This window comes from Lactobacillus sp. WILCCON 0059 (genome assembly GCF_057197985.1).
The window spans coordinates 302653-322554 of the sequence record NZ_JBUBHN010000001.1 but is presented as its reverse complement, the minus strand read 5'-3'; the positions used below and the strand labels follow the sequence as shown (position 1 = coordinate 322554).

Annotated in this window: 19 protein-coding genes and 1 riboswitch; of the genes, 10 read left to right on the top strand and 9 right to left on the bottom strand. The window is 48.9% G+C overall.

All coding sequences use genetic code 11. The annotated features are described in order from the left end of the window. Positions 1-247: 247 nt before the first annotated feature. Positions 248-1093, bottom strand: a complete 846-nt coding sequence (locus ACYVUT_RS01535) for a helix-turn-helix domain-containing protein (protein WP_439776005.1) — start codon at positions 1091-1093, stop codon at positions 248-250. 94 nt (positions 1094-1187) lie between these two features. On the opposite strand from ACYVUT_RS01535, the gene ACYVUT_RS01530 reads away from it, so the two are divergent. Together ACYVUT_RS01530 and ACYVUT_RS01525 are read left to right on the top strand one after the other, a co-directional pair. After that, positions 1188-2420, top strand: a complete 1233-nt coding sequence (locus ACYVUT_RS01530) for an MFS transporter (protein WP_439776004.1) — start codon at positions 1188-1190, stop codon at positions 2418-2420. Between the two features lie 158 nt (positions 2421-2578). Continuing rightward, a complete protein-coding gene (locus ACYVUT_RS01525; RefSeq protein WP_484499275.1) occupies positions 2579-3532 on the top strand; it encodes an Rpn family recombination-promoting nuclease/putative transposase in 954 nt (317 codons plus the stop codon). A gap of 49 nt (positions 3533-3581) precedes the next feature. On the opposite strand, the gene ACYVUT_RS01520 is transcribed toward ACYVUT_RS01525, so the two are convergent. Continuing rightward, positions 3582-5054: a glycoside hydrolase family 1 protein gene (locus ACYVUT_RS01520; RefSeq protein WP_484499276.1), complete on the bottom strand. Its 1473-nt coding sequence runs from the start codon at positions 5052-5054 to the stop codon at positions 3582-3584. Between the two features lie 138 nt (positions 5055-5192). Here ACYVUT_RS01520 and ACYVUT_RS01515 point away from each other — a divergent pair, with 138 nt between their 5' ends. Beyond that, a complete protein-coding gene (locus ACYVUT_RS01515) occupies positions 5193-6035 on the top strand; it encodes a helix-turn-helix domain-containing protein (RefSeq protein WP_439775287.1) in 843 nt (280 codons plus the stop codon). A 34-nt stretch (positions 6036-6069) separates the two neighbouring features. On the opposite strand, the gene ACYVUT_RS01510 is transcribed toward ACYVUT_RS01515, so the two are convergent. The 3 genes from ACYVUT_RS01510 to guaB form a co-directional block, all read right to left on the bottom strand. Beyond that, on the bottom strand, positions 6070-7680 hold the full coding sequence (locus ACYVUT_RS01510) for an ATP-binding cassette domain-containing protein (protein WP_484501392.1): 1611 nt from the start codon (positions 7678-7680) through the stop codon (positions 6070-6072). A gap of 152 nt (positions 7681-7832) precedes the next feature. Further along, positions 7833-9386 (bottom strand): glutamine-hydrolyzing GMP synthase, encoded by a 1554-nt coding sequence (gene guaA, locus ACYVUT_RS01505; protein WP_416724746.1) that lies wholly within the window; start codon positions 9384-9386, stop codon positions 7833-7835. Then, on the bottom strand, positions 9386-10543 hold the full coding sequence (guaB, locus tag ACYVUT_RS01500) for an IMP dehydrogenase (RefSeq protein ID WP_484499763.1): 1158 nt from the start codon (positions 10541-10543) through the stop codon (positions 9386-9388). The genes guaA and guaB overlap by 1 nt, the downstream gene beginning before the upstream one ends. Positions 10544-10732: 189 nt before the next feature. Next, positions 10733-10830: riboswitch (purine riboswitch) on the top strand. A 73-nt stretch (positions 10831-10903) separates the two neighbouring features. On the opposite strand from guaB, the gene ACYVUT_RS01495 reads away from it, so the two are divergent. Together ACYVUT_RS01495 and ACYVUT_RS01490 are read left to right on the top strand one after the other, a co-directional pair. Beyond that, on the top strand, positions 10904-11473 hold the full coding sequence (locus ACYVUT_RS01495; protein WP_484501391.1) for a xanthine phosphoribosyltransferase: 570 nt from the start codon (positions 10904-10906) through the stop codon (positions 11471-11473). A gap of 29 nt (positions 11474-11502) precedes the next feature. Beyond that, positions 11503-12795, top strand: coding sequence for a nucleobase:cation symporter-2 family protein (locus ACYVUT_RS01490; protein ID WP_484499761.1), 1293 nt, complete (start codon positions 11503-11505; stop codon positions 12793-12795). Positions 12796-12860: 65 nt separating this feature from the next. Here the strand turns inward: ACYVUT_RS01490 and ACYVUT_RS01485 are convergent, their stop codons facing one another. The 3 genes from ACYVUT_RS01485 to ACYVUT_RS01475 all read right to left on the bottom strand — a co-directional run bounded on the left by ACYVUT_RS01485 (position 12861) and on the right by ACYVUT_RS01475 (position 15653). Continuing rightward, positions 12861-13220 carry a hypothetical protein gene (locus ACYVUT_RS01485; RefSeq protein WP_484501390.1) on the bottom strand — a complete coding sequence of 120 codons (360 nt, stop codon included), beginning with the start codon at positions 13218-13220 and terminating at the stop codon, positions 12861-12863. After that, positions 13213-14520, bottom strand: a complete 1308-nt coding sequence (locus tag ACYVUT_RS01480; protein WP_484501389.1) for a Y-family DNA polymerase — start codon at positions 14518-14520, stop codon at positions 13213-13215. Before ACYVUT_RS01480 ends, ACYVUT_RS01485 begins: the two co-directional genes overlap by 8 nt. A gap of 140 nt (positions 14521-14660) precedes the next feature. Beyond that, positions 14661-15653: a GMP reductase gene (locus tag ACYVUT_RS01475; RefSeq protein ID WP_439775280.1), complete on the bottom strand. Its 993-nt coding sequence runs from the start codon at positions 15651-15653 to the stop codon at positions 14661-14663. Positions 15654-15837: 184 nt separating this feature from the next. Here ACYVUT_RS01475 and ACYVUT_RS01470 point away from each other — a divergent pair, with 184 nt between their 5' ends. The 4 genes from ACYVUT_RS01470 (at position 15838) to ACYVUT_RS01455 (ending at position 18726) form a co-directional block, all read left to right on the top strand. Continuing rightward, entirely contained in the window at positions 15838-17127 is a 1290-nt protein-coding gene (locus tag ACYVUT_RS01470) for an adenylosuccinate synthase (RefSeq protein ID WP_484499758.1), read from the top strand. A gap of 135 nt (positions 17128-17262) precedes the next feature. Further along, the gene (locus tag ACYVUT_RS01465; RefSeq protein ID WP_439775278.1) at positions 17263-17733 is read left to right on the top strand and encodes a hypothetical protein; all 471 of its coding nucleotides are present in this window, start codon (positions 17263-17265) and stop codon (positions 17731-17733) included. A 168-nt stretch (positions 17734-17901) separates the two neighbouring features. Further along, entirely contained in the window at positions 17902-18462 is a 561-nt protein-coding gene (locus ACYVUT_RS01460; protein ID WP_484499757.1) for a hypothetical protein, read from the top strand. Positions 18463-18516: 54 nt separating this feature from the next. Then, entirely contained in the window at positions 18517-18726 is a 210-nt protein-coding gene (locus ACYVUT_RS01455) for a hypothetical protein (RefSeq protein WP_484499756.1), read from the top strand. A 42-nt stretch (positions 18727-18768) separates the two neighbouring features. Here ACYVUT_RS01455 and greA read toward each other — a convergent pair whose 3' ends face one another. Continuing rightward, positions 18769-19233 (bottom strand): transcription elongation factor GreA, encoded by a 465-nt coding sequence (gene greA / locus ACYVUT_RS01450; RefSeq protein ID WP_484499755.1) that lies wholly within the window; start codon positions 19231-19233, stop codon positions 18769-18771. A 232-nt stretch (positions 19234-19465) separates the two neighbouring features. On the opposite strand from greA, the gene ACYVUT_RS01445 reads away from it, so the two are divergent. Beyond that, positions 19466-19891 (top strand): Hsp20/alpha crystallin family protein, encoded by a 426-nt coding sequence (locus ACYVUT_RS01445; protein WP_484501388.1) that lies wholly within the window; start codon positions 19466-19468, stop codon positions 19889-19891. Positions 19892-19902: the final 11 nt, after the last annotated feature.

Sequence of the window (19902 nt, the reverse complement as noted above, 5' to 3'; positions counted from 1 at the left end):
GCACATTATTTTTGCAATTAAAACTCAATGTCAATATGAATCTTGATTCTGCCTTGAATACTCATAAAACTCACCTCCTAAGCTATTTATCTGCTTGTTAATGCCGCCAAACTTCATCTCCAAATACAATTCTATTCATTCAAGAACCACCTCTTCTTTATCAACTTTTGTATTTTAGTATAGCCAGCTAGAAAAGACATATAAGCAAAAAGTCAGATCTGCAAGTGAAATTGCAAATCTGACTTTCTCACATATGTTCCTGTAAAAACTTCTCAACTTCCTGCCCGTACTCCGGCATCCCCAGCAAGTAGCAGTTTTTAACAGCCAGCCGGCAATTTTCCAGCCTTTCTTCCTTAGGCTCCGCTTGGTAAGCCAGCAGATTTTCAAAAAATAGCAGGGAGTTCTTATAGAAAAACAGCTCCGGCCTGGTCGGAATCTGCTTGCCGGCCTCGATAAAGTACTCCGCCCCACTGGACTGCCGCAGGTCCGCGAAATCAGACAAGAGATTGTCGATGATCGCCAATAGCGCTACCTGGATATCCACATCCCTGGTCTGCCGGTACTTTTCCACAATTTGCCGGCTGAGATAACGATTGCTGTCCAAGTCATAGAAATCCATGAAATTGCAGTAGAGCATCAGCTTCTTTTTATCAAAGCTGGCGATGTTAAAAATCTTCTCCTTAATTCTTTGCCGCAGGGCTTCATCACCATCTTTATCGTCTTTCACCGTTTCCATCCAGCCCGCGACGATCAAAAGCTGCTCTTCCTTGTCCGGGAAATTGCTGGCTTGCACCTCTTGAAACAGTTCCTGAAAATCGGCCTGGCTGCCGTGGTAGTAAGCCTGCATCAGCCTGGCCCGGAGGTCCTTCTCCCACTTCTTCTGCCGGCCGGCTTCTACCTCCAGGTGACTAAAGAACTCCCACAAGGGAATCTGGTTCGCCTCCAGCAATTTCAACAGGTCTTCCGCGCTAATCCGGTTCAAGCCCTTCTCAACTTTTGAATAAAAAGAAGGACTGATCACCTCTCCCGCCCATGCCTTCTGCGTTTTCCCCTGCTCCAGCCGGTATTTTTGCAATAATTCCCCGATTTTCATCTTTTTCCTCCAAAGTCAAATATGCCATTTTCCGTTGCCCAGCCGCCAGTCCCCTATCATTGGTAAAAAACTATTTACGAAAGCTGGTTCAACGATGAATTCTTTTCTCAAAAATAAAAATTTCCGCCGCTTCGCTACAGGTGGTCTTCTGTCTGCCGCTGGCGATGTCTTCTTCTACCTTGCCTTCATGACTTACGCCAGTCAGCTGCGCAATTACTCCCTGGCCATCTCACTGATTGCCATTTCTGAAGCCGTGCCAAAATTTCTGGAAATCTTTGCCGGATACCTGGCAGACAAGACCCGGCACAAGTTCCGCAATATCGTGCTGACCGCGCTTTTCCGCTGCCTCTTTTACGCCCTGGCTGCCCTCTTGCTGGCTTCCAGGGCTGACCAATGGAAGCTCCTGCTGGCCATCATCACCATCAACTTTTTGTCTGACCTTTGCGGCTCCTACTCTTCAGGGCTCATAGTTCCGCTTGTGGTCGACCTAGTCGGAGAAGATGACTTTGGTGAAGCTGAAGGCTTTGTCAGTGGCTGCAAGCAGATCATCGACATTCTGGCCCAGTTTGCCGGCGCGGGCCTCATTTTGGTCCTTTCCTACGCTGCTTTAGCCTGGATCAACTCGCTGACCTTTTTGCTGGCCGCCATCCTTTTTGCCTTAGTTGGCCGGCAAGCCGCCCCGGTTCAAACCGAAACAGCTGAAACTCCAGCTTTTTGGCCAGCCATGCGGCAGGCCTACCAGCAAGCCAAAAAGCAGACAGGACTCTTAACCGTAGTCCTTGTATTAGCAGTAATCAATGCTTCTTTAACCGCGATTGAGCCCCTGTTTTCAATCACTCTGGCTGCTCATAAAAGCAGCATGGTCATCTCCAGCTACAGCTTTACCCTGGCCTTGACCAATGTGGCCGCGGCAATTGGAGCGGCCAGCGGGAGCCTTTTTGGCCAAAAAGTATTCCACTCTATCAGCATTTTCCCTTTAGCCAGCTGGACTGCCTTGTGCAGCCTACTGACAACGCTGAGTTTGTTTTGCCAAAACGGCTGGTTGACCGCTCTTCTTTTCGGACTCTTGGCCGCTTTAGCCAGTGCTGTTTCCATTAAAATGACCCAATGGCTGGTGACCAGCGTCGACCGGCAGATTTTGGCTTCAACCGTTGGCCTATTGAACACTATTTTAATGGCCGCCAGTCCCTTGATCACCACTCTGATCACAAGCATTTCCAGCATCAACCTGGCCTGGGCAATTATCAGCCTGCTGGCCTTGGAAGTCGCCGCCTTAGCGGTACTGCTCATTCTCAACCAGCGGCAATTATTTAAAATCTCTGCTTAACAGGTGTCCATTAACTTGGACGCCTGTTTATTTTTTGCCTCTTTAGTCATCAATTATATCTTAAAAACAAAAGTGTAATCTGCAAAATAAAAAATTTGGCACTTTTTCTTGTATTAGTAAGTGGAGGGAAAAACTGACCTCCTAGTTAAGGAGAAACCATGGCAAAAAGAAAATCACAGCAGACTCATGGCACCAATGACCTGGTTGAAAAAATTCTGCTGGACAAGAATGAAGTGTTCGCTGACGTATTAAATGGCTTCATTTTTAATGGTAAGCAGGTCATCAAGCCAGGGATGCTGGCAAACACCAACACGCTTAGCTACTACAAAGCTAGCGGGAAGATTCACAGCCAAGACCGAGATGTGGCCAAGCTGCTGACGATCGGTAAGAAGAAGTTTGTTATTTCGCTAATTGGCATTGAGAACCAAACCCGACCGGACAAGAACATGCCGGCGCGGGTGATGAATTATGATGCCGCGGCCTACCGCTACCAGCTCACCAAAAGCAAAAGGCTCTACCCCGTGCTCACACTGGTGGTATACTACGGGAAAGAAGCTTGGAACTACAGCCGAAATTTGCTGGGGAACATCAATATGAAGAAGCTGCCCGAAGAGATTCGGCCACTGATCAGCGATTACGAGATCAAAGCTTTTTACCGGATCAGTGATTTGTCTGCGCAAGAGCTGGACAAGCGCTTCAAGAGTGCCTTCTTCTGCCTGGCAGAATACTTCATCCAGACCAATGCTGGTGAAGAATACCACCCAAGCGCCAAAAAGCTGTCAGTAGAAGATATCATGCTTCTTTTGGACATGATGAATGCCCTGTCGGGCACGCATGCTTTTGATGATTTAATCAAGGAACTGGAAAAAAGAGATAAGAACGAGGTGACTACCATGACTGAAGTAATGCCACAATTTATCCAGGTCAAGCTTGACCAGGCCAAGAAGGAAACGACTGAAGAAGTGACTAAGGAAACGACCGAGAAGGTAACGCAAGACTACTTGCGCAACATTTTGAACACCACCAACTTAACTCCAGACGGAGCCATGGACCTCCTGGGCATCCCCGAGGCAGACCGGCCGATGTACAAGAAGCTGCTCAAGAAGAAGTAAGCAAAAAAGCGGACAAGTTTGCCTTGTCCGCTTTTCTTACGCATTTATTTTATAATTCATCGCCGTTTGAAGCGATAACCTTTTGGTACCAGTAGTATGAATCCTTAGGAAGACGCTTAAGCGTACCTTCGCCCTTGTCATCACGGTCAACATAGATGAAGCCATACCGCTTGGACATTTGACCAGTCCCGGCAGAAACGCAGTCAATGCAGCCCCAGGTCGTGTAGGCACGCAGGTCAACCCCATGTTCAACCGCCTTGTCCATCGCCTTGATGTGCTTTCTCAAGTAGTCAATCCGGTAATCGTCATGAACAGTACCATCTTCCAGCTTGTCAACGGCACCAAGACCATTTTCAACAACCATCATCGGGATGCCATAACGGTCATACATCTTTTCCAAGTACAGTTGCAGGCCGTCTGGGTCAGTTGACCAGCCCCATTCAGAGTATTCAAGATATGGGTTCTTAGCGCCAGCAGCGAAGTTACCCTTAGCCTTTTCGCCAACATCATGGGTGGTAACCATGTTTGACATGTAGTATGAGAAGGTGTACATGTCAACTTTACCTTCCTTCATGATTTCAAGGTCGCCATCTTCAATCTTCAAGTGAACATTGTGTTCATCCCATAAGCGCTTGGCAAAACTTGGGTATTCACCCTTAGCTTGCGCGTCAGCACAGTAAAGCTGGGCCAATTCTTCTTCGTAGCGGGCAGCTATAGCATCCTTTGGGTCAGGCGTGCCTGGGTAGTAGACAGAACCGGCGATCATGTTCCCGATCATGAAGTCTGGGTTGATCTTGTGGCCTGCAACAACTGCCTTGGCAGAAGCAACGAATTGGTGGTGCAGCTTTTGGTAAGCCTTTTGGTAATCTTCATCAGATGCGTTGCCATCGCCCACCATCTTCAAGAACATCAAGGATGAGTTGATTTCGTTGAAGGTCAGCCAGTACTTAACCAGGTCCTTGTATTCCTTGAACAAGGTCGTTGCGTACTTGACATAGAGGTCAATCATCTTGCGGTCTTGCCAGTCGTTGTACTTTTCACCTAAAGCCAATGGGTCTTCATAGTGGGAAATAGTAACTAATGGTTCAATCCCGTTCTTCTTCAGTTCTTCAAAGACTCTGCGGTAGAAGTCAAGGCCTTCCTGGTTTGGCTTGTCTTCTTCGCCAGTTGGGAAAATCCGCGTCCAGGCAATGGAGGTTCTGAATACCTTAAAGCCCATGTCGGCAAACATCTTGATGTCTTCCTTGTAGTGGTGGTAAAAATCAATCGCTACATGGTTCGGGTAGTATTCATTGTCAAAAATCTTACCCTTGGCGCCCTTTGGCAAGGAGCTGGCAAACATCCCGGCTACCTTGCCGTCCTTGCCATCCAGGGTATAAGTCAAGTAGCGCGGGCTTTCCAGAGAGCCGGCCGTGGTGATGTCAGTCACTGACAAGCCCTTGCCGCCTTCGTTGTATCCACCTTCAACCTGGTTGGCCGCTACCGCGCCGCCCCACAAAAAGTCTTTTCTGAAATGAGCCATTATTTTTTCCTCCTAAATTGTAAGTTCAGGTTTATTGCCGTCTAAATATTTTTCCTACAAGCAGTATGGTATCATAGGAGAAAGCGATTACGCCCCATTTCTTAAAGCACTTAGGGACGATTTATAAAGGAGAAAAACATGCCCATTGCTTACGAAGAAGTCGACAACCTCACCCGCCTCCCCTTCAAATTTTTTAAAAAATCAAGTTATGCGCCTAAATCACCCACCCACTGGCATACCGGGATCGAAATTGATTATCTGGTATCTGGGGAAGACTTCAAAGTTGTCATTGCCGGCCAGACCCACCATTACAATTCCGGTGATATCTGGGCTATTGACCGCTCACAGATTCATGCCGCGACGGGGCACAAAGACCGGTCTTATTATGTTATGGGGATGATTATTGACAATAACTTTTTAGAAAAAGAATATCCTTCCAGTAAGAATTGGCGGATCAAAATGGGCCATATCAGCCGCGATACTGCCAGCTACCGGCAATTGAGAAAAAATCTGATTGCCATCGCTGAACTCGTCGACCAACCGATCAGTGACAGCATCCGTTTTTTAATTTTGAGCGAATTTTTTCAAATGATAGCCCTGATCGACAGCGAATATACTGAAAAAACGGACATCACCACCCCGCCCAACCAATCATTGGCTGACACGGTGATCGCCTACATCGCCAACAACTCTTCCACCAATATCACGGCCCAAAGCATCGCTGAACATTTTAGGGTTTCGCAAGTGACTTTAAATAAAGAATTGAGCCAAGTGACAAAACTTCCTTTAGGCAAATACTTAAAGCAAGTCCGGCTCATGCATGCCAGATACCTCTTGCTGAGCACGAACTATTCCGTCGCCTACATTGCCAATTACTGCGGCTTTTCTTCGGCCAAAGTTTTGGAACGCAATTTTAAAGCCTGGAAAGAAATGACCCCCAGCCAATATCGCAAGGCCTTCAGCAAATATTTCAATGAATGAAAAAACGGGCAAGCCAAACTTGCCCGCTTTTTGTTTAACCTGCAGTATTGCTTAAATGAATCTCCCGGTCAAATAACTGCCGCATCTCTTCAGTCAAGTTGTGCGCGATAAAAATAATCGTTGCGTCCGTTTGCAGCAGATTCTGCAAAATTTCCAAGCCATTATGCGCATCAATGGCTGAAGTGCCTTCATCAATGAAAATCAGCTGGCTGTCATGGATTTGTGCTCTGGCCAAAACCACTTTTTGCCGCTGGCCGCCAGACAGGGCATGCTTGCCTTGATCGAGTTCCGTATCTACTCCTGCCGGGAATTTAGCCAGATCTTTTTCCAAATTCACCTGCTTAACAAAGTGCATTACCCGGTCATTCAGCTTGGAGTTGAACATTGTAATATTTTCCTTGATTGTACCCGGAAAGAGAACCGGATCTTGCGGAACATAGCCGATTTGAGACAGGTCTGGCTGTTTGATTTCCTGATCAGCTTCGTTTTTAAAACAAATCTTTCCAGTTGCCAATGGCAACTCCTGCAGGATCAGTTTAAAAAGCGTAGATTTTCCAGTCCCACTGTCCCCTGACAATAAGATTTTTTCTCCCCGCTTGATTTGAAAATCCGGATAAGTGATTTTTTCTTCATTGCTAAAAGCTACAGACAAGGCTTGAACTGACAATGACTGAAAGTGGTCCAAACTTTCTATCTTTTCTGAGTGGTCAGTCTGGACTGCAAGCTGCTCTCTGAGCTTGGCGTTTAAAGTTTTGCTTGACTGCAAAACAGTATATTGGTTGACCACTACCCCCAGTTCAGTAAAAATCGTGCTGGCAAAGTTGCCAATGCTAAAGAAGACACCGAAATTCATCCGGCCAGTAATAATCAAGACACCTGACACCAGCAAAATTAAAGCTTGTGACAGCATGTTTGCGGCATTGTTGACGCCGCTGGCAAATTGCATCTGGCCAGACCGTCTGACATTGGCATCTTCAAGTTGCTTTCCTTGAGCTGTCGTCACTGCCAAAAGCTTCTGCTTGACATGATATCTCTGCAAAACGCTCAAACCGCTAAACCATTTTTCCAGCATATCGAGATAACGCTTGTTTTTATTAGAAATATCATCGGTAGCCTTTTGCAAAGCTGGAGATAAAAAACGTGGCATAAAAAACATCAAGACTGCAAGAAGCAGAATTACCAGCAATAAAAGCCAGCTGTAGGTAAAGACGATGATTGAGGAAAGGACTACATCCAATCCACAAGCGGCAATTTTCAGCCATGGAGCCAGAAAATTTTCCCCCAGCATATTTAAATCTTGGGTCAAACTGTTTTGAACGCTAGAAACTTTCGGTGCCTTGTTACCACTGTTGTAGATTTTTTCCACTTCAGCAGACCGAAGCTTGTGGAAATACTCTTGGGTCTGTTTATCATACAAATAATTGGCTCTATAAGACAGGCCGCTGCCGATAGCATCAACCACAAAATTGATCCCGATAATTGACACGAAAAGCAGCAGGTTTCCTTTGCGCAAGCTGTCCCCCAGCAGCGTCAGCAAGGCATTGTTGCCGGCAAGAAGCGCGCTGCCGCCAATAACTAAAAGAATAATCGCGATAAACCTAACTCGATTGCCCTTGATAAAATCTGAATAATACAAAACACTCACAACCTTTTTAAAGAATTCTCCCCCATGTTTTCATGTGTTAAGTATATATTAAAAAAATAAAAAAGGTTAAGTACATTTTTTCATTTTTTTCAACAAAAAAACTACCCGGCAATAACCAGGTAGTTTCCACGGCGGAGAAAATTCCGCTTATTTTATTCGTATTCGATAGTTGCCGGCGGCTTGCTCGTCACGTCGTACAGTACGCGGTTAACCTGCTTGACTTCGTTGACGATCCGCACTGAGATCTTCTGCAGAACATCCCATGGAATCTGGGCAAAGTCAGCCGTCATCCCGTCAATTGACGTAACAGCCCGGATGCAGACAGCGTAGTCGTAAGTCCGGCCGTCGCCCATAACCCCGACGCTCCGCATCCCTGGCAGAGCAACAAAGTATTGCCAAATGCTTTCCTGCAGGCCAGCGTTCTTGACTTCTTCCCGCAAGATCGCGTCCGCATCCCGGACGATCCGCAACTTCTCTTCAGTGATCTCCCCGATCACCCGGATAGCCAGACCAGGACCTGGGAACGGCTGCCGCCATACCAAGTCGTGTGGCAGGCCCAGCTTTTCACCCAAGACCCGGACTTCGTCCTTGAACAATTGCCGCAGCGGTTCAATCAGCTTGAACTGCATGTCTTCCGGCAAGCCCCCGACATTGTGGTGGCTCTTGATCGTGTGGGCCGTGTCGGTCCCTGATTCAATAACGTCAGTATACAAGGTCCCTTGGGCCAGGAACTTGGCGTCCTTGATCTTCTTGGCTTCATCGTTGAAGACCTGCACGAATTCGTTGCCGATGATCTTCCGCTTCTTTTCAGGGTCGGTTACCCCGGCCAGCTTGGACATGAAGCGGTCCTTGGCATCAACTCTGACGATGTTCACGCCCAGCCCTTCCTTAAGGGCGGCCATAACTTCATCGCTTTCGTTCTTTCTAAGCAGGCCGTGGTCGACAAAAATCGCCGTCAATTGGCTGCCAATTGCCTTGTGCAAAAGGGTAGCCGTAACGCTGGAGTCAACCCCGCCGGAGATCCCCAAGATCACGTTGGCGTCGCCGACTTCTTCTCTGATTGAGTCAACAGACAGCTTGATAAAGTCGTCCATGGTCCAGTTGTCCTTGGCCCCGCAGACGTCAAAGGCAAAGCGGCGCAAGATGTCCAGGCCGTATTCTGAGTTGCGGACTTCTGCGTGGAACTGGATGGCGTAGAACTTCCGGGCTGGGTCTGCCATGGAAGCGATCGGGCAGTTCTTGCTTGAAGCCAGAACTTCAAAGCCTTCTGGCACCTTGGTTACCAAGTCGCCGTGGCTCATCCAGACAACCTGCTTTTCTGGCAGACCCTTGTAAAGCGGGCTGTCAGCTTCCTTGACTTCAATGTGGGCTGAGCCGTATTCAGCTTCACCGGCCTTTTCCACCGTCCCGCCCAGCTTCTGGGTCATCAATTGCATCCCGTAGCAGATGCCCAAGATTGGAATCCCCAGTTCAAAAATTTCCGGATCAACGTCCAGGGCGTTTTCATCATAAACTGAGTTCGGGCCGCCGGAGAAGATGATCCCCTTAGGAGCGATCTTCTTCACTTCTTCTGCCGTAATCGTGTGCGGCAACAGTTCTGAGTAGATGCCAAAGTCACGGATCCGGCGGGTGATCAATTGGTTGTACTGGCTGCCGAAGTCCAGGACGATGATCTTGTCAAAATTGCTTAAGTCGATTTTTGCCATTAGAAGTCGATACCTCCGTAGTTAGGTGCGGCCTTGCTCATCATAACGTCGTGCGGGTGAGATTCACGCAGGCCGGCGTTTGAGATGCGGACGAATTGGGCGGTTTCAATCAGCTTGTCGATGTTTTCAGCCCCGCAGTAGCCCATACCGGACCGCAGGCCCCCAAGGATCTGGTAAACAACGTTACTTACCGTACCCTTGTAGGAAACAACAGCTTCGATGCCTTCTGGCACCAGCTTGTTGGCTTCGTTCACGCCGCCTTGGAAGTAACGGTCGCTTGAGCCGTGCTGCTGGGACATGGCGCCAACTGACCCCATACCCCGGTAGGACTTAACCAGACGGCCGTCAGCGCCTTGCTGCACGTCCCCTGGAGCTTCTTCAGTACCTGACAGCATGGAGCCCAGCATAACCGCGTTGCCGCCGGCTGCCAAAGCCTTAACCACGTCACCTGAGTACTTGATCCCGCCGTCAGCGATGATTGGCTTGCCAAATTCCCGGGCTACGTCAGCCGCGTCGTAAATAGCAGTCAATTGCGGCACGCCGACACCAGCAACCACTCTGGTGGTGCAGATTGAGCCAGGCCCGATACCAACCTTGACTACGTCAACGCCAGCTTCAAACAAGGCCCGGGTGCCTTCGCCAGTAGCCACGTTACCGGCAATCAAAGTGTTGTGCGGGAAGTGGTCGCGAATTTCCTTAATCTTGCGCAAAACGCCGGCTGAGTGGCCGTGGGCCGTGTCGATAACGATCGCGTCAGCACCGGCTTCAAACAGGGCTTCTGCTCTTTCAAAAGTGTCGCTGGTTACGCCGACAGCAGCTGCTACCAAGAGCTTGCCATCCTTGTCAACGGCAGCGTGAGTGTCTTCGGCAGTTACCGGAGTGTTCTTGGCCAGACGAACTTCATCGGCTTGCGCTTGAATTGAAAGGTTCTTGTGGACTACCCCAAGGCCGCCCATCTTAGCCATGGCTGCCGCCATCTTGCCTTCGGTCACCGTGTCCATCCCAGCGGAGATCAAAGGAATGTTCAGCTTCAAGTTTGGTGCCAGCTGGGTTGACAAGTCGACTTCGTTCGGCAGAACGTGACTTTCAGCTGGAATCAAGAGCACGTCGTCAAAAGTAATACCTTCTTTAGCAAATTTGGTTTCCCACAAAGACATGATTTCATCCTTTCAAACAATCGTTGATACTTTTTAATTAATCAACTTTACACGTTTTTCGCCGCCAGGTCAACAAAAAGCGAATCATTCACTTATTTTTTTAATCTTTTAGGACTTTTTGCGCCAAATTAACAATTTTTCAGCGAATCTGATTGAATTAATTCGGTTTTTGCTGTAAGATTTAGCAATAACTTAACAAATGTTTCTACTTATATATCGCTGCGATACGGGCAGCAGTCTCTACCCGGAGCCGTAAACTCCGGACTATAGGTGAAGAAGGGCTGGCTATTGCCGGCGCGGCTTCTTTTGCCTAGTTTTGGTAAAAGGAGCCTTTTTCTTTTTTGTTTTGGAAGGAGTCACATGGAACTTTTAGAAGAACGCATTAAGAAGGATGGCGTCGTTTTACCAGGCGACGTCTTGAAGGTCAACTCATTCTTGAACCACCAGATCGATCCACAATTGATGATGACCCTGGGCCAGGAATTTGCCCGCCTCTTCAAGGACGCTGGCGTCACCCGGGTCCTCACCGCTGAAGCCAGCGGGATCGCTCCCGGCATCATGGCCGCCTACTGCTTAGGCGTGCCGATGGTCTTTGCCAGAAAGAAGAAGCCTTCAACCGTCACTGACAAAGTCTACACCGCGGAAGTCTTCTCTTACACCAAGCAAGTTACCAACACCATTTCCGTTGAAGCCAAGTTCCTTGACGCAAATGACCGCATCCTGGTTATCGATGACTTCCTGGCCAATGGTGAAGCAGCCAAGGGCTTGATCTCCCTGGCTGAACAAGCCGGCGCTGAAGTAGTCGGCGTGGGCGTTGTCGTGGAAAAGGCCTTCCAGGGCGGCCATGACTGGCTGGTCAACCATGGCTACCACCTGGAAGCTTTGGCCAGCATCAAGGAATTCGCCGACGGGCAAGTCATTTTCAACTAATTTTTGACAGTGGGAGTTATCAAATAAAAATGGATCAAACACAAGAACCTTCACAAGGCCGCTCTTTCGTCCTGGGCCTGCAGCACCTTTTGGCCATGTATTCCGGGGCTGTGGCTGTCCCGATCTTGATCGGCAATGCCCTGCACTTTAACTCAGAGCAATTGACCTACTTGGTCTCCATCGACATCTTCATGTGCGGCCTGGCCACCCTCTTGCAGCTGATGCGCAACCGCTACTTCGGGATCGGCCTGCCAGTCGTTTTAGGCTGCGCTATCCAGGCTGTTGCTCCTTTGGAAATGATCGGGCAGAAGTACTCCATCGGCACCATGTACGGGTCAATCATCGTGGCCGGGGTCTTCGTCTTCCTCATCGCCGGGGTCTTTTCAAAAATCAAAAAGCTCTTCCCGCCAGTTGTCACCGGGACCTTGATCACCACGATCGGTCTGACCTTGATTCCAGTCGGCATCCAGAACCTGGGCGGCGGGTCCGCCACTGCCAAGGACTTCGGTGACCCCAAGAACCTCCTGGTCGGCTTCGTCACTATCTTAGTGATCGTGGCTCTGCAAGCCTTCGCCAAGGGCTTCATCGCCTCAATTTCCGTCTTGATCGGCCTCATCGTTGGCACTCTCCTGGCTGCCTGCCTGGGTATGGTTTCCCTTACCCCAGTTTCCCAGGCAGCCTGGCTGCACTTCCCGCAGTTCTTCTACTTTGGCTTGCCAAAGTTTGAATGGTCATCCAGCTTGACCATGATGATCATCGCCTTGGTCTCCATGGTTGAATCAACCGGGGTCTTCTTCGCCTTAGGCGACCTTTTGGGCAAAGACATCACGGAAGATGACCTCAAGCGGGGCTACCGGGCTGAAGGGTTGGCCCAAATCTTCGGCGGCCTCTTCAACACCTTCCCTTACACCACCTTCTCCCAGAACGTCGGCCTGCTGCAATTGTCCGGCATCCGGTCCAAGCGGCCGATCTACTGGGCAGCCGGCCTCTTGATGGCCATGGGCCTTTTGCCAAAAGTCGGCGCCCTGGTCACCATCATGCCAACGGCCGTATTGGGCGGGGCCATGGTAGTCATGTTCTCCTCCATCGCCGTACAGGGGATCAAGATGCTGCTCAAGGTCGACTTCAGTGACAACCACAACCTTTTGATCGTGGCTATCTCCCTGGGTCTGGGCTTAGGCGTCTCCGTTTACCCAACCATCTTCCAGGCTCTGCCAAGCGAACTGCAGCTCTTCCTGGAAAACGGGATTGTCATTGCCTCAATCTCTTCCGTCCTTTTGAACTTGATCTTCAAGGGCAAAAAGGGCCTGGACGAAAACTAACTTTTGCTAATAATCAGACTAAAAGCTTCTTCACCAAATAAGTGAAGAGGCTTTTTATCTTGTCCTTAGTCGCCTAAAAGCAGGACGCAGCGCAGGTCGTCTAAAGCAATGACGTGCTCGTCGATAACCACCTTGTCTTCCGCGTAACCCCGGACAAAGCCAACTATTTCCTCCGGCCGTTCCCCGTTTTCATCTACTTCCTTCAGCTGGACAGCGACTGGGTGCTGATTGGCAAAAGCTGCTCCCAGCACTTTCCCGCACTCTTCCCGGCTCATCTCCGCCCGGTCTGGCACGCTTTTCTGCCTTGTCTCTTTATTGATCATGGCCGTGTGATCGCTTAGGAAAAAGCCCGCCCACTTCTTCATCCCCCGGTCCTGATAATGAGCAAAAAAATCCGTCACCCGCTGGTCAAACTCCTTACTCATAGGCGTTGCCCCCATTGTGACCGCCGACCAGGCGGCTTCTGGCGATTGCCGTGGCCCCTGGCAAAAGGCTGGAGGCTCTGACGACACTGGCAAAGCCGTACTTCTTCCGTAATTTGTCGACTACCTGGTCCCGCTTCTGCTGCTTGATCTGCTCGGCCGGCGGCAGGAAAAAGGTCAGCTGCTGGCAGCCGGCCGGCGCTAAATTGCTGTAAGTCACCCCCAGCCGTCTGACGGCCTGCCCCCGCCACTTTTTTCTAAAAAGGGCCCAGAGCTTGGCCACCAAATCGCTGGAAATATCAGTAGGCGTGATCTTCTCTTGAATGCTGAAGCCAGCTGGATCAGCTTCATAGTCAGCGTAACCGACATAGAGGCTGACCCGGCCCGCCAGCAAATGGTGAGCCCTAATTCTGGCCGCGACCTGGTCGCCGATTTCTTGAATGACGATCTCGATTTCCCGCTGGTCCTCATAGTCCCGGTTCAAGATTTGGGAGTTTCCGTAGCTTTTGCTTTTGGGCCGGTACTTCTGCTTGATAATGCTCCGGTCCACTCCCCAGCTCATGGCAAAAAGCTGCTCGCCGATTACGCCGAACTCCTTCTTCAAAACTGCCGGATCGCTGTGGGCCAGGTCGTACATATTGTTGATCCCCAGCCGGCGCAGGCGATTGGCCGTCTTGACATTGATCCCCCAAACATCCTCCAGCTTAGGAATCTTCCAGATGGTATCGGGCACGTCGATATAATGCCAGCAGGCAATCATTGAAGTCCGGTGCTTGGCGGAAATGTCCATGGCCAGTTTGGCTAAAAGGGGGTTCTCCCCGATCCCGCAAGTCGTGTACAGGCCCAGGCTGTCGTGAATGTCTTTTTGAATCTTCCGGGCCACCAGATAAGGATCATCCCCAAACAAGTGCCAGGACTCGGTCATGTCAATCATGCTTTCATCGATCGAATAAACATGGATATCCTCATCCGCCGCGTACTTGCGAAAAATCTGCAAAACCTCCATGCTGCGCTTGATGTAAAGATTCATATGCGGCTCAACCAGCATTAGGTCCGGGGCCTGGTCTTTAGGCGGCAAGTCCCTGGCCCGCATGACATTGCTCAGGCCGTACTTTTTCTTGGCCAAAGGCGAGGCAGCCATAATCAGGCCTGACCCCCAGTCAGTCCCCGGCTGCTGGGACACGACGGCTAAAGCGACTTCCATCGGATTCAGCCCCAGGCGCAGGGCCTCGCAAGAGGCATAGAAAGATTTGTTGTCGATCATGAAAATAACCCGGTGGGGCTCATAACGGTAATCGTACATCAAAATCCACTTCTTTCTTGAACATTTGTTCCAATAAATTATATCGAACTTTTGTTCTGAAAAGCAAGCGAACAAAAAATAAAACAGAAAATAAAAGCAAAAATAAAAAGAGGCCTCAGCCTCTTTTCCAAAAATTCAGTTTAATAGTCGCCGTTCATGATCGTGTTCTTCACGATGACGTAGTCGACCCGCTTGATTGATTCCAGGTCCCGGCCACCGGCGTAAGAGATAGAAGACTGCAGGTCTTCCTTCATTTCTTCCAAGGTGTCAGCGATGCTGCCCCGGTAAGGGACCAGCATTTGCTTGCCTTCAACGTTGCGGTAGGCCCCCTTTTGCACTTCACTGGCTGAACCCCAGTACTGCTTGTAGGTCTTGCCGTCGATCTTGATCACGTTGCCCGGGGACTCTTCATGCCCGGCCAGCATTGACCCGATCATGACCATGCTGGCCCCGAAGCGGACAGACTTGGCGATGTCGCCGTTGTGGCGGATCCCCCCGTCAGCGATCAAAGGCTTTCTGGCCACCTTGCTGCACATTCTGAGGGCAGCCAGCTGCCAGCCGCCAGTCCCGAAACCGGTCTTGAGCTTGGTGATGCAGGCCTTGCCCGGGCCAACCCCGACCTTGGTAGCGTCAGCGCCGGCATTTTCCAATTCCCGGACGGCTTCTGGCGTTGCCACGTTGCCGGCCGTAAGGAAGGTGTCCGGCATTTTTTCCTTAATGTACTTGATCATGTCGATCACGTAGACTGAGTGCCCGTGGGCCACGTCGATCGTGGTGTATTCCGGGATTAAGTCCTTTTCCACCAGTTCGTCGATAAAGTCATATTCATCGTCTTTGATGCCGACGGAAATCGATGCAAAAAGTCCCTTCTCATGCATCATCTTGATGAAGTCGGCCCGCTTTTCGGGCTGGAAGCGGTGCATGACATAGTAATAGCCGTTTTGGGCCAGCCAGACCGCCAGGTCTTCGTCAATGACGCTTTCCATGTTGGCGGGAACGACTGGGATCTTGAAAGTTCGGTTTCCAAACTTGACGCTCGTGTCACATTCCTTCCGGCTCTTCACGATGGCCTTGTTGGGCACCAGTTGGATATCATCATAGTCAAAAGCTTCCATGCTGAAATAATTGCTCATTTTTTGCCAGCTCCTTTTTTAAAGTACCTTTGATACTTTACTGACATTTGCCTTAAAAGTCAAGGCTTATTCGAACCATTCACGAACATTCTGAAAATATTATTCGGATTTTTGTTGACTAATTGCCAAGTTAATGCTAACCTTTCTAACGTAAGTTCTACGAGATATTTTTTGAGGTGAAAAAATGACATCAATCGCAGTTGTCGGCAGCCAATGGGGCGACGAAGGCAAGGGTAAGATTACAGACTTTTTAGGGACGACGGCAGACCTGTCAGTTCGCGCCAACGGCGGCAACAACGCTGGCCACACGATCGACTTTGACGGCAAGGAATTCAAGATGCGCTTGATTCCATCCGGGATCTTCGCGGCTAAATTGGGCGCCGTGATCGGCAACGGGGTGGTTATCAACCCTGAAGTCCTCTTGGGCGAACTGGACAACTTGGAAAAGAGCGGGATCGACACCAGCAACTTGAAGATCTCCAACCGCGCTCACGTCATCATGCCTTACCACGTAATGCAAGACACTTATGAAGAAGAAGCCAAGGGCAGCCTGAAGGTCGGCACCACCAAGAACGGGATCGGGCCAACTTACATGGACAAGGCTTCCAGAATCGGCATCCGGGTTTGCGACTTGATCGATCCGGAAACTTTTGCTGAAAAGCTCCGCTTCAACCTGGAAAGCAAGAACGCCCTCTTCACCAAGGTTTACGGCAAGCCAGCCATGGACTTTGACGAAATCTACAACAAGTACGTTGAATACGGCAAGCGGATCGCCAAGTACGTTTGCGACACTTCCCTCTACGTCAACGATGCTTTGGACAAGGACGAAAAGGTCCTCTTTGAAGGTGCCCAAGGGATCATGCTGGACATCGACCAGGGTACCTACCCATTCGTAAGTTCTTCTAACTCAGTTTCTGGCGGGATCGCTTCCGGCAGCGGGATCGGGGCCAACCGGATCAAGACTGTCCTGGGCATCTGCAAGGCCTACACTACCAGAGTTGGTGCCGGCCCGTTCCCAACTGAACTGCACGATGAAACCGGCGACAAGATCCGGGACATCGCCCACGAATACGGCACTGTTACTGGCCGTCCGCGCCGGGTTGGCTGGTTTGACTCAGTTGCCCTCCGTCACGCTAAGCGCGTAGCCGGCATCAACGCCTTGAGCTTGAACCTGTTGGACGTCTTCAGCGGCTTTGACAAGATTAAGATCTGCGTGGCCTACGACTTGAATGGCAAGCAAATCGACTACTACCCAGCCAACTTGAAGGAAGTTGAAGCTTGCCAGCCAGTTTACGAAGAACTGCCAGCCTGGGAAGAAGACATCACCGGTGCCAAGAGCTGGGAAGACCTGCCAGAAAAGGCCCAGGCCTTCGTCAAGCGGATCAGTGAAATCACTGGCATCCCTGTCGTGACTGTTTCTGTCGGCCCAGACCGGGAACAAACCATCGTTTTGCAAGACCCATGGACTTTGTAAAAAATTAATATCTACTAAGAGCCTCGTCTTTGACGGGGTTCTTTATTTTGGCAAAAAATGTTTTATCTTGTTTTACTTGAAGAAAGTGCTACCATAGAGGCGTAAATAATATTATTTGGAAGAGATGTTTTTATCATGAAAAGCAAAAATCTTTTTCAATCCGTAAAGGATGTACTAAATGGTAAAATCGCTCTAAGTATCTTTACCTTTTCTACTACCTTCATAGCTGGTTTTGCGGCAGCGACTGTTGCCTTAGGGCTCAAGGGCGGTTATCATAACAGCTCCATAGCCGAAGCTATTATCTGCGGACTTATCCTCTTGTTCTATGGTATCTATGGCACATACAAGCTCTACAAGTTAAACAAGGTAAAAGTCAAGTTGACTACTAATAAATTTAGAGAGAGATTGTGGAATATTTTAACTGGAAAGGGAAGTTTGAGAATTATTGCGTTTTCTGATTCTTTATTTGCTGGCTTTGCAGTTGGGGCTATCGCCTTTTGGAATAGAAGCACAAGCAATTATGATCCAACCATTGAATTGGCCATAATCGCCATTTTCTCTTTTGGCTTTTCAATTGAAGAATTCTACAAGCTCAACAAAAAATAACACACAAAACCCGTCTAGCTCTAAGCCAGACGGGTTTTCCACTTTAGTTATCCACACTGGGATGATTGCCTACTTTTTCCAAAATATCCTTTCCAAAAGAGCGCTTCCTTTCCGCAATGTAAGTGCTATACTATATTTGTTGGAAATGTAATTTTTCGGAGGTAAAAAGTGAAAAAACTAAGCAAATTAATCGCAATTGGACTAGCAACTGGCCTTTCTGCTACAACTCTTTTGCAAGCAACAATTCCAACCGTGGTAAATGCATCTACTACAACAAGCAGTGTGCAAGTTACTAGTTCAACTAACAATTCTTCACAGGGATCATCAGACAACAAATGGCAAAACATAACCACAAAATCAGGAGAAACAATGCAAATCTTGCCAGATGATCCTTCAAGAATGAGCGGCAAGGTAAGATACAACGGTGAGGAACACTCTTACAAAATTACCAATGCAGATGGGATCTACACCATCTATTTAGATGGCGATGAAGTTTGCTCTATCGATATCAACAATAGCCAGGTACCGTCTTCTCAAAGTAGCAGTATTTTCAGCCCGTTTATCAACTTCAGCTACGCAAATGGCAAAGTTGCTTTTAGACATGCTGGAAGAAAATACTACTATCTAGATACTCAGAAATATAATAGCGAATCCGTAAGAAAAATAACTGAGAGTGGAAAGTTCATACTATCTACGTTGTTAACCTGCTTGGAAGACTTACACTTATAAGGATTCAGCTAGAAAACATTTGCAATCTGTAAAGTGGGTGTACAAGAAAGTACTATGAAAAAGCTGAAAGAAATTCTAGAAGGTAAAATTGCTACTAGCCTTTGTGCCTTCATTGCTAGTTTTGCAACCGGCATTACCACAACTGACATTATGTTGTGGAAAAAATATGGTTTTCTTGCTAAAGACATTTGGGAAGTAGCTCTTATTGGGATCGCTTTCTTTATTGACTCTATCTACTTCTTCTACAAGCTCAACAAAAAATAACACGCAAAAACCGTCTAGCTTAGAGCTAGACGGTTTTCCATTTTAATTTTCCACACTGAGGATGGTGACTTGGTAGTCTCCCATCGGCGCTTCAACCGTCACCACATCCCCAGCCTTGCGGTGCATGAGGGCGTGGCCCAAAGGACTGTCAAAGGGCAGCTTGCCATCGCCTACAGCCTCTTCCATCCGGCCCACGATCTTGTAGCTTTCCTCTTCCCCATCGTCTTCATAGCGGATGGTGACATTTTTTCCCAGGTTGACCTTGCCGTCATTCTTGATCTCAATGATTTCGGCATACTTGAGCTGCTTGTTCAAGTAGCGGACCCGGCTGTCCAAATGGCGGAGTTCTCTTTTTGCGGTTGAATATTCAGTGTTTTCAGACAAGTCGCCCAGGGCCCGGGCCTCCTTCAGGTTCTGCACCCGGCGGGGCCGGTCAGCCTTCAAGGCCGCGATCTCGTCTTCAATCTGCTTGTAGCCCTCCGGGGTCATTTTTTGATAATATACCATGCTTGCCAGTCGCCTTTCACTTCTATTTTTAAATCATTATAGCCCGCCCAGATCTTTTTGCCAAAAAATTTATTTAGCAGTCAAAAAAGTTGAGTGCTAAATGCTCCATTTTTCCAAAAAGGGACTATAATATAGTTGTCGGGAAAGAAAGCGGCTCCACCGCTTCTCTTCCTGCCTCTGTTTGTAAAAAGCAGCTTGAATAGAATAATTTGTTGAAGGGAAGTTTTAGATTATGACTAATGATTTAATGAACCGTTACAACGACTTGTTCGATCACATGGGCGGCTGGCTCGACAACTCCAAGGACTTCTTGGACAGCCACGCTTTCAGAAACATTTTGCAATCAGACGTTGCTGAAGATGAGCACGAATACACCGTCAAGGTCGACGTGCCGGGGATGAGCAAGGATGACATCCACCTCTCCTACACTGACGGGATTTTGACGATTTCCGGCCACCGCAGCACTTTCAAGGATGACAGCGACAAGAAGAAGAACCTCTTGCGCCAGGAGCGCAGCGAAGGGTCAGTTTCCAGAAGCTTCAGCCTGCCGAACGTTGACAAGAAGGCCATCAGCGCCAAGCTTGACGGGGGCGTTTTGACGGTTACCCTGCCAAAGAGCGCTCCAGAAGAAAACAAAGACACGATTACTATCGAATAAGCTCAGAGTGC